The 9,703-nt window shown below is 74.1% G+C and carries 9 protein-coding genes; all 9 read left to right on the top strand.

The annotated features are described in order from the left end of the window. Positions 1–390 (top strand): hypothetical protein (locus tag AC08OX_RS10590; protein WP_476607653.1); only part of this gene is annotated, 390 nt, incomplete at its 5' end. A gap of 210 nt (positions 391–600) precedes the next feature. After that, entirely contained in the window at positions 601–1,404 is an 804-nt protein-coding gene (locus tag AC08OX_RS10585) for a hypothetical protein (RefSeq protein WP_476607652.1), read from the top strand. Positions 1,405–1,421: 17 nt separating this feature from the next. Continuing rightward, positions 1,422–2,594 (top strand): hypothetical protein, encoded by a 1,173-nt coding sequence (locus AC08OX_RS10580; protein WP_476607651.1) that lies wholly within the window; start codon positions 1,422–1,424, stop codon positions 2,592–2,594. Next, on the top strand, positions 2,509–2,943 hold the full coding sequence (locus AC08OX_RS10575; RefSeq protein WP_476607650.1) for an FHA domain-containing protein: 435 nt from the start codon (positions 2,509–2,511) through the stop codon (positions 2,941–2,943). The genes AC08OX_RS10580 and AC08OX_RS10575 overlap by 86 nt, the downstream gene beginning before the upstream one ends. Before the next feature lie 7 nt (positions 2,944–2,950). After that, complete coding sequence (locus AC08OX_RS10570) at positions 2,951–3,304, top strand: FHA domain-containing protein (RefSeq protein WP_476607649.1); 354 nt, start codon at positions 2,951–2,953, stop codon at positions 3,302–3,304. Beyond that, positions 3,301–4,212, top strand: a complete 912-nt coding sequence (locus tag AC08OX_RS10565; protein WP_476607648.1) for a serine/threonine-protein kinase — start codon at positions 3,301–3,303, stop codon at positions 4,210–4,212. The genes AC08OX_RS10570 and AC08OX_RS10565 overlap by 4 nt, the downstream gene beginning before the upstream one ends. Before the next feature lie 67 nt (positions 4,213–4,279). Further along, positions 4,280–4,426, top strand: a complete 147-nt coding sequence (locus tag AC08OX_RS10560) for a hypothetical protein (protein ID WP_476607647.1) — start codon at positions 4,280–4,282, stop codon at positions 4,424–4,426. Further along, positions 4,423–5,880, top strand: a complete 1,458-nt coding sequence (locus AC08OX_RS10555) for a hypothetical protein (protein WP_476607646.1) — start codon at positions 4,423–4,425, stop codon at positions 5,878–5,880. Before AC08OX_RS10560 ends, AC08OX_RS10555 begins: the two co-directional genes overlap by 4 nt. 1,190 nt (positions 5,881–7,070) lie before the next feature. Further along, positions 7,071–9,686: a hypothetical protein gene (locus AC08OX_RS10550; protein WP_476607645.1), complete on the top strand. Its 2,616-nt coding sequence runs from the start codon at positions 7,071–7,073 to the stop codon at positions 9,684–9,686. The last annotated feature ends 17 nt before the right edge of the window (positions 9,687–9,703 follow it).

Below are 9,703 nucleotides of genomic sequence, written 5' to 3'. Positions count from 1 at the left end.
CCGTCACACCACGCGACCTTCGCGCAGCCCTGGATGAACGACAGGGACCGGCTCGGCGTCGAGGGCCGGATGGACCGGGGTGTCACGAAGCCGGGTGGGGTGCTCCGGCTGACGATCAGCGTGGCCGATCCGCCGCGGGGCCGGCGGGAGGTGGCGGTCGCCGTCGCGGTCGACGCATCCCTGTCGATGCTGCATCCGGCGGCGCCGGACGCGGTCAGCAAGTGGGAGCTCGCGCAGCGGGTTCTGGAACGCGTGCACGGCCTGCTGCCCGACGGCTGTCCGCTCGTGCTGGTGCGCTTTGCCCGCGAGGCGCGAGTGATCAGCGCCGGACGCCGGCCTGACCGCCTGCCGGCAGTTGACGGCCCCACGAACAGCGACGCGGACTCCTAGACCAACATCGGCGACGCGCTCGCCGTCGCCGGGCGGGAGCTGCTCGCGCAGGCGCCGGACGCGGACGTCTACCGGGTCCTGCTCATCACCGACGGTGAGGCCAATATCGGCCGCTGGCAGCCCGAACAGCTCGCCCACATCGTCGCCGGGCTCGGCGACCAGGGCATCGGGACGGATGCGCTGGGCATCGGCGTCGACGCCCGGGACGAGGTGCTCGCCGAGATGGTCGGGGTGTGCGGCCAGACGCAGCACGTCTGGGCGGCGGCCGAGGACGTCGACCGGATCGACGCGATCGTCTCATCGCTGATCGAACCGGTGGTCGGCGCGGCCGCGGGGCGCGGTGAGCTGCGGGTCCTGATCCGACCCGGCTGGACGGTGGAGGCGCTGCGGCGGATCAAACCACAGCGTCACCTCATGAAGGTGCCGCCACCGACCTCGCGCGGCACCGAGCTGCGGCTGCCGCTACCCGCCGTGAGCACCGGCGAGGACCGTCCGGTCTTCCTGCTCCGGTTGCGCGCTCCGGACACACCGCTCGGCGCGCACACGATTCTTCAGGCCCGCGGCGGGGTGGTCGCCGGTGGACGGCGGCTGGCTGTGGACAGCCGGGCCGACCCGCACGCCGCGCAGCGCTTCCGGGTCACCGTCGAGGCGGATGTCTTCCCGGACGCGGAATCCTCCCTCGAACACGAGGAGAGCATCGCGGAGTTCGACGAGGAGATTGCGAAGCGGGCCAGCTTCGCCCAGTCCCGGGAGAGCGTCACCGAGCTGTTCCGGAACGCGGCGCTGTGGGCGGCGGACCGCGGATTCGACGATCTGGCCGACCACTACAACGCGACGCTACGGGCCCTCGGCCAGGGTGTCGCGCCGGCCGACGCGGTGTCGGGAGCCCGGGTCCGGGCGACCCGCACCAGGACCCGGACCCGTGATCTCGTCGAGGCGGACCCCGTGTCCGGCCGGCAACACGGCGGGGCGGCGTCCCGTCGGCGTCTCGACGACGTCCTCGGCAACAGCTGACAATCGGTAGGAGTCCCATGTCCTCGACGACGGTGCTGTTCGACGTCAGTAACATCACCCGGGACGGTTCGCCGGGCAGCTTCGCGCAGATCGGTCTCGGCTGCGCGCACGGCGCCCGCTGCCCGCGCCGGTGCGGCGTGACCGCGCGGCTGTTCGCCGTGGAGGCCGCCGCCCGCCGTGCCTTCGGCGCCGACGCGACCTTTCGCTATGTGGCCGACAACAGCCTGCGCGGCCTGCTCGACGACCTCGCTCCGCTGCAGCGGTACTACCGTGACGGCGCTCTGGCCTGGGCGGCCGAGGCCGACGACATCCTGCTCGAGGAGGCGAGGGCCGTCGGGGGGAAGGTCGTCAGCAAGGACAACTTCTACGGCAAACGCAACATCGACGCCCACGCGTGGATCCAGGGCGACGCCTCGACCTTCTTCGGATGGAGGGTGCTACCCGCCGCCCCGGCGGGCGAGAACGTGAAACTGGTCCGCCGGGCGATGAACCGGATCGCCACCGTCACCTGGGAGCGGGCCGCGCGGCAGGACGAGGTGAAGGCGTCGGGCCTGCGGGGGCGACCGGAGGTCGTCGCCGCTGCCCGCGCCAACGCCTATCGCTGCGTGACCCCCGACTGTGTGAACGCCCGGCTGGGGCCGCTCGTGTCGCCACCGATGCGCGTGGCGGGGCGCGGCCAGGGCGCCCGGCTGGTCTGTCCGCTGTGTCGACGCCCGGTCCAGGAGATCGAGACGGATACCGGGCAGGCGGTCGGCGTCGCCTGTGCCCTCGGCGTCGCCTGTGCCCTCGGCGTCGCGGGACGCGCAGGCCCCCCGGGGAGCGACCGAGCCCCTGGACCTGGATACCCCGGACCGGCAGGCGGGCCATGGCGCACCCGGGGAGGGGAGTCGCAGGACCCTGGCGGACGCGCTCGGGGACGCGCTCGCGGACGACGCCACGATCTTCGATGCTCCCGCTTACATCCCGCCCTCGGGCACCGTGGGGGCGCTGACCATCGTCGGCCTGCCCGCGCCGTCCGGCGCCGGGTGGGATGCCAGGGTGGTGGCGGGTCCGGTCGTGCTGAGAATCGAGGGTGGCGGCACCCAACGTCTCGTGACGTTGGAGGTGGGCACCACGGTCGTCCTTGGGCGCCATCCCGACGACAACCTCGGCTCGGAGCGGCTCGTCGACGTCACAGCCGGGCTCGGTAGCAGTTACGACTACATCAGCACCCGGCACGTGGAGATCACCCTCACGGCTGCCGGCACGGCGATGGTGGTCGACCGCTCCCACAACGGCACCAGTCTGGGCGACGACCGGCTGGTGCGTGACCTGCCCCGGGAGTGGCGTTTCGACGTCCCGCTCCACCTGGCCGGGTCGCTCGTGCGGGTCGGCCGGGTCAACGCGGCTGGGACGGCCGGGACGGCTGGGACGGCCGGGGCAACCAGGACGGCCGGGGCAACCAGGACGGCCGGGGCGGCCGGGCGGAACAGGCTGGCGGCTGACCGTCCGGCGCGGCGACGGCTCGTCGTTCGACACTCCGAACGTGGGACCCGGTGAACGTATTGTGCTGGGACGGCAACCGAACGCCGTGCAGCGGACGGCGGACGACCTGATCGTCGTCGACGTCTGCGACCGGCTGCAGATCGACGCCGCCGGCTGGGTCTCGCGGCGCCATCTGATGGTCGGCAACGAGCGCGACGGGACGGTGACGCTCACCGACCTGTCGACGAACGGCTCGTGGGTGGGTGCCCGGCGGCTGACGCCGGGCGTCGCCGAGAGGTGGGACGGCGAGGAGCCGGTCTGGCTGGTCCGCGACGTCGTGGGTCTGGAAGTGCGTGTGACGGGACCCTGGCCGGCCGGCGGGGTGCTCGGGACCGGCGGACCTGGCGGCGGTGGGGTACCCGGAGGTGGCCGGTGAGTACGGTCGCCTCTGATTTGGAGATCGTCGAACGGTTGCGTTACGGGGCGTCCTTCGCGTCGGTGCCGCGCACCTGGGGCCGTGGCCGGTACCGCTGCGTGCGTCATCTCGCCGAGGGCGGCCAAGGTTACGTCGAGCTCGCCTGGGACGAGTGGAGCAACGCCCTGGTCGTCGTCAAGGGCGCATGGTGGGGCGGCCGCGACCACGACATCAATCCCGAGTACGCCAGGACCCAGTACGAGAAGCGCTCGATCGACGTCGAGGACGCGGTCGCCGTGCAGGCGGCGCTCGGCGAGATCACCCACGGGGTGCCGGCCCTGGTGGACGTCGTCTACCGGCCCTCGCCGACCCGGCACGACCATAACGCGCTCGTGACCGGGGGCAACGAGCGGGAGGTCGAGCGGTACAACCGTGAGGCGTTCATCGTCATGCAGTTCATCGGTGACATTGGGCAGATGGTGCCCACCACGCTTGACTCCCGGGTCACCGAGTCCGGCCCGCTCAGCGCCCGCCAGGTCGTCGAGCTGGCCGACCAGATCAGCGCCACGCTGGAGGCGATGCACACGATCCGACCGCAGCGGCTCTACCAGCACGAGGAACGGATCAGGGGATACTGGGTCCACGGCGACGTCAAGCCGGAGAACATCCTCGTCGCTGGTGACCCACCCCGGTACTCGCTCGTCGACCTGTCGACGGCAGCGATCGTCGAGCCGTCGGCCAAGGTCATGCCCACCACCGCGACCCCGGGCTACGCCCCGCCGGGAGCCGAGCCGCTCAGCCCGCAGTACGACCTGCACTGCCTGGCGGCCACCCTGCTGTTCGCGCTGACCGGTGACCGCCCGGACGACTGGCTCGGGGGGGGCGACCGAGGCCAGGTCGGCCGCGGACGCCGCCGGTTCCCGGGCTGATGCCGAGGCGCGGGACGAGAAGCTGCGGCAGCTGCGGGGTGAGCTCGCGGCCCGTCGCGTGCACCCCATGCTGATCCGCTTGATCACCGACTGCCTGCCCGCCGATCCGCGTTTCCGGCTCGGCACCGCCACCGTGCTACGTGCGGAGATCGCCGCGGTGCGTACCGCGCTGGTCGCCCGCGAGGTCCTGTCGGATGAGGAGCCGCAACCGTGAGCTGGTGGAACCGGAGCGCGTGGGGGAGCCAGCCCGACGGCGAATCGAAGTCGAACCCGGGGGCGCCCCCGGACCGCGGAGCGGGCTCGAACGGCAGGGCCTTCCAGGGCGGTCGGACGGGATCGACCGGCGCGGCGTCTCCGGGTGGTGGCGGGTATTCGGGGAGCGCGGCGTCTTCGGGTGCTGGCGGGTACCCGGGCGGCACCGCGGGCCCCGCCGGAGCGGACGACTTCGACGACTTCGCGGACCCCGAGCCGCTCCCCGCCGGACCCGCCGGCGGTGCCGCGCCGGCGCAGCGGGGACACCGCCCGGCGCGGACCGCAGGCGCGCAGCCGGCGGAAGCGGCGGAAGCGGCGGACCAGCGCCCGGCGGTCGTGGGCCGCAGCGGCCGGACCTGGCGGGAGATGCCCCGGCGGATCCGCGGCGCCGGGGCCGACTGCCGGGTACGCCTGGTCAGCCTCGCCGGGCTGGGCTTCGGCGCCCTGCGTACGGCCGGCGCGGGCGGCCCGTCGACGCTACGGGTCGGCATGGAGCTGCTCTCGCTCGGCAACCCGCTGACCCCCCTGCTGCTCGACATCGTCGACGGCCCCGACGGGGTGCCCACGGGCTACGAGGCGCCCACGGGTTACATCACGAGCTGGGCGGCCGGCCCGCTCACCGACCCGCTCGAGCGGCAACGCGGCGACGACAGCATGGCCGCGCAGCTCGCGAACGGTGAGTTCGTCGCCCCCGCGGACGTCATGGACATGCTCGCCCCGCTCGGCGCGCTGCTCGACGATGCCGCGACCCAGCTCGGCGTCGTTCCCGTCGAACTCAGCCCGGATCATCTCGTGCACTGCCGGGGATCGCTGCGGCTGGTCGGGTATGGCCGCCACGGGTACGCGCCGGCCCGGGGGGTGATCCCGCCCGCGTCCGAACGTAGCCAGGACACGGTGGAACTGCTCGGCGACGACGTCCCGGCACCGGACGCCCCGCTGGAGGAGTGGCGGGCGGCGCAGGCCCGATCGCTGGCCCGGCTGATCGGGTGGTTGTCCACCGGCCGCCGACCGACCGCCTACGGCGCGGTGACAGGCGGGTCGCGGGCGGCGCGCGAGCAGGCGGTGGACCGGTACCTGCGGGGCTGCGGGATCGACGCCCGGGTTGCTGACCTGCAGCCCGGCCGGCTCCGGGAGGAGCTCACGACGCTGGCCGCCGCGGCGCGTGAAGATCACCGAAGATCTCGCCGCCTCCGACGTCATCATCGCCTACCATCACGACACCGCGGCCCGTGGCGGGTTCGGCGACCGCAACCCCCGCTTCGAGCGGGGCCTGGTCGGCGGGACGTACCTGGGCACGGTCGACCGGGTCGACCCCCGGTTCGTCGTGATGAAGCTCAGGTACGGCGTCCGGGTGTTCGTGCCGCGCTCCGGCACCGGGTTCGACGTCGATCTCACCACCGTCCTGCAGGCCGGTGAGCAGCGCCCGGTGACGGTGCGCCGTTTCGACGAGACGCTCACCCCGCGTGGCGATCCCAAGGGCCTGCGGGGGGTGTTCGCGCCGACGGGGACGGAGGTCATGACAGCCGAGCGCCGGGTCAACCCGGAGCCGGTGCGCCTCGCGGCGAGGCTACAGTCCGGGCGGGCGGCGGTCGGCGTGGCCGCCTTCGAGGCCGCGGACCTGTCCAGCCCGCTGGCCGGCCTGCTCGGCGGTTCCGGCTGGCTGCTCTGCCCGCCCGACGACCTCGCCCGGACCCTGGTTGCGCTGCGACGCCTGCGGTCCGCGCACCGGGCACCGGACGGCGCAGTGCCCGATCCGGCCCGGATCATCGCCTTCGGCGTCGACCCGGCGGCTCTGACCGAACCGAAGGTTCTGGCGAGCGCCGGCCAGCCGGTGGAGTTCGCGCTGCCGCTGCTCGACGAGGACGGCCAAGCCCACGCTCCGCGCGCCTGGCGGGACCTGCCGCTGGTCGATGACGTCTCGTTGCAGGGGCTGCGCAGGCGCATCGGAGCGACGGCGGGGCAGAGCGCGGCCCGGCGGCTGTTCGCCGCGGCCTTCGCACACCTGCTGGTGAACCCGGACGAGAGTGCCCTCGCGGCCGACACCGGCAGCCCGCAACGCGGTGGGCGTAGCGCAGTCATGACGATGCTGCAGGAGATCGGTCGGGCGTTCGCCGGGCGGCCGGACCTGATTTTCACGGTCACCGCGGAGCTCGCCGAGCAGCAGAGCGTCCTGGCGGCCCGGGACAGCGCGAAGATGCTCGACGAGCTCGCGGCGGTCCTGCGGCCGCTGCCGGCCGAGCGCCGGATCGTCATCGACGTGATGCGGCTGGTCAGGCGGGAGCGGATCCGGCCGGAGACCCGCCGGATGCTGCTCGCCGAGACGCTGCCCGCGATCGGTGTCCTCACCGGTTGCTGGGGTGACGTCTGGCAGATCACCGCGGTCGGCCTGACCGAGCTGACCGAGGCCCTCGAACGGGTGGCCGCGACCGGGCAGGTGCTGGCCCGGGCACCCCGACTTGACCGCGACGCGGTCGTCTCGCTCGCGGTCGCCGGCGCGGCGCCGGCGGTGGTGCGGTGCGCGCCGCTGCTGCCCGTCGATCTGATCCGGGAACTCACGGAACGTGCCCGGGTGACGCCCGAGGTGCTGCGGGGGGGGAACCAGCCCGGTGAGTGGGCGGCCCGGCAGCGGCATCGTCCACCGGATCGAGCTGTTTGCGCGGGCCGGCGCCGATGCGGTGCCCGGACTCACCGAGGACGAGGTCCGCCGGTTCGTGCTCGACGGCGGTGCGGACGGCGGTATGGACGGCGGTGTGGACGGCGGCGTGGAGGAGGGCGCGACTGCCTCCGCCGAGGACGTGTCGGCCCCGGTCGCGGACCCGCGGGCCGCATTCGCCGACACCCTGGTCGTCGCCCGTGACCCGGACTGGATACCGGACTGGTGCGCGGCCCTCGCGGCCGCCGGCGGGCTGGCTGCCGACGAGGTGCGGGACCGGGCGATCGAGGAGAACCTCCTGGCCGGACCGGGTCCGGTGCCGCCGTCGCGGTGGGACCCCGACATCGCCAGGTGTCTCGCCGAACGGTGGAAGACGACGAGCCTGGCCGAGCTGATCGAGCTCGGGCGGGTGCTGGCCGCGGGTGACCTGCTCTGGATCCGCTCGGTGGCCGTCACGGTCGGGGTGTCCGTGTCGGAGGTGGTCGACGCGGCACTCGCCCAGCGCCTGCTCGGCCAGGCGCGGCCACCGTCACCATCCGACTGGTCCCATGTGGACGTCGCCTCCTACCTCACCGAACGGTGGACCGCGGTGCCGTTGGTGGCGTTGCTCGACGTGGCCCGGGACCTGACGCGGTCGAGTGTCGGCTGGCTGCGCGCGGTGGCCGACGCCGCCGCGGTCCCGGTTTCCAGCGCGATCGACCGGACCGTCGCGGAGGGTGTCCTCGACGAGGCCTCGCCGACGGACGCGGCGCTGCCGCCGCTGATTGCCGGTTACGTCGCCGCACGCTGGGACGAACGGTCGCTGCGGGACATCATGGCGACGGTCCGGGTCCTGGTGGACAGCGACCTGGAGTGGCTGCGCTCCTGCGGCGCCGCGCTCGGCGCGAATCCGGGCGACCTCGTCGACGAGGCCGTCACGGCGGGCCTGCACCAGGCCGACCCGCCGCCCGATCCCGTCTGGTGGGCCGATCCGCGCGTCGTCGCGTTCGCGCGATCCCGGTGGGGCGTCCTGCCGCTCGACACCCTGCTGAAGATCGTCCGATGCCTCGCCGTCGAGGACATCGTCTGGACCACGCAGTTCGCCGAGCTTGTCGCGGCGGACCCGTCGACGGTGATTGAGACCGCCTTCCAGGAGAACCTGCTTGGCAGGCCGGGCATGTCGGCGTGGGCGGTCGCCCTGTTCGACGACGACGTCGTCGGGCTGTACCTGTCCCGGCGCTGGGGTATCCATCCGCTCGCCGAGACCCTGAACAGGGCCAGCCTGATCGGGGCGGCGCGCGACTGGCTGGTCCGGCTCGCCCGGATGTCCGGACAGGACGTGGCCGACGTGCTCGACACCGCGATCGCGGAGGGCGTCCTGCGCCGCGGGGCGCCCTCCGCGCCCCCCTCGCTGGAGGGTGTCTCCGCGCCCTATCTGGCCGCCCACTGGGGCACGATGCCGCTGCCCCGGCTGCTCGTCGAAGCGGCGCGCGCGGCCCGGGGCGAGTCGGACCCCACGGGACCCCTCACCACCGGTCCGGCGGGACCCCTCACCACCGGTCCGGCGGGACCCCTCACCACCGGTCCGGCGGGACCCCTCACCACCGGTCCGGCGGGACCCCTCACCACCGGTCCGGCGGGACCCCTCAGCACCGGTCCGGCGGGGCCGGCCACCACGGGTCCATCCGGTTCGTCCGGTCGGGTTGCCGGTTCGTCCGCGTCCTTCGCGGCGGAGGTCGCGTCGCTGGTCGCGCTCGACCCGGCTACCGTCGCCGCGACCTGCGGTGCCCGTCTGGTGCGGGTGGCCGCCGCGTTGCACGGGGCGCCGCGCCTGGTGTCGGCGCTGGGCGCGTTGGACCCGCCCGCCCGGGCCTGGTTGTTGGCGGTCGCCGACCTGCTGCCCGCGGGCGCGGCCGAGGTGGATCTGGCCGTCGCCGCCACCACGGACGACCCGGTCGCCGTGGTCGGCCTGGCTCTGGAGCACGGCATATCGGTGACCGAGGCCGCTGCCGCGGCCGCGTGTCTCGGCCGGGTACCCGAGGCCGACCGGCCGGTGCTCGCGCCGCTCGGGAGGCTGCTCGCCCGGATACCCGTGGCCGTGCTGGCGACACTCGCCTCGCTCGACCTGGAACCCGCGGTGCGCCGGGCCCTGGCCGACGTCGAACAGGCACATCCGGGCGCCGTGGACGTGGTCGCGCGGCACGGGGCGTCGGCGGCGGCCATTGTCACCGGGCCCCGGTCGCAGGCGATGATCTCGCTGCTGCAGCGGATCGAGCCGACACCGGGCCTCGTGCCGTGGATCCTGACCGCGGGTCCCGAGGCGGCGGTCGCGGTCGCCACGGCCGGTCCCGGTGTCATCGACGTCGCAGCCCGGGCCGCCGACGCCTGGCGGCGCTGCGACGTCACCGGCCCACTCGCCGCGATCAAGATCGCCTGGGAGGCGACCGGCCCGACGGACCGGGTCTGGCCCGTCCCGGCCGCGGGCGTCAGCCGCCGGGGTGACAACCTCATCCGGCTGGCCATCACCGTCTATCCCCTCGCGGCGCGGGGACGTTCGGCCAGTGAGATCCTGAGCATCCTCGCGCGCTGACCCGCGGCCACCCCGCC

It is taken from the genome of Frankia sp. CoBUL1, from assembly GCF_978021245.1.
Note: the sequence above shows the minus strand (reverse complement) of the source record. Positions and strands in the feature narration are given on the sequence as shown.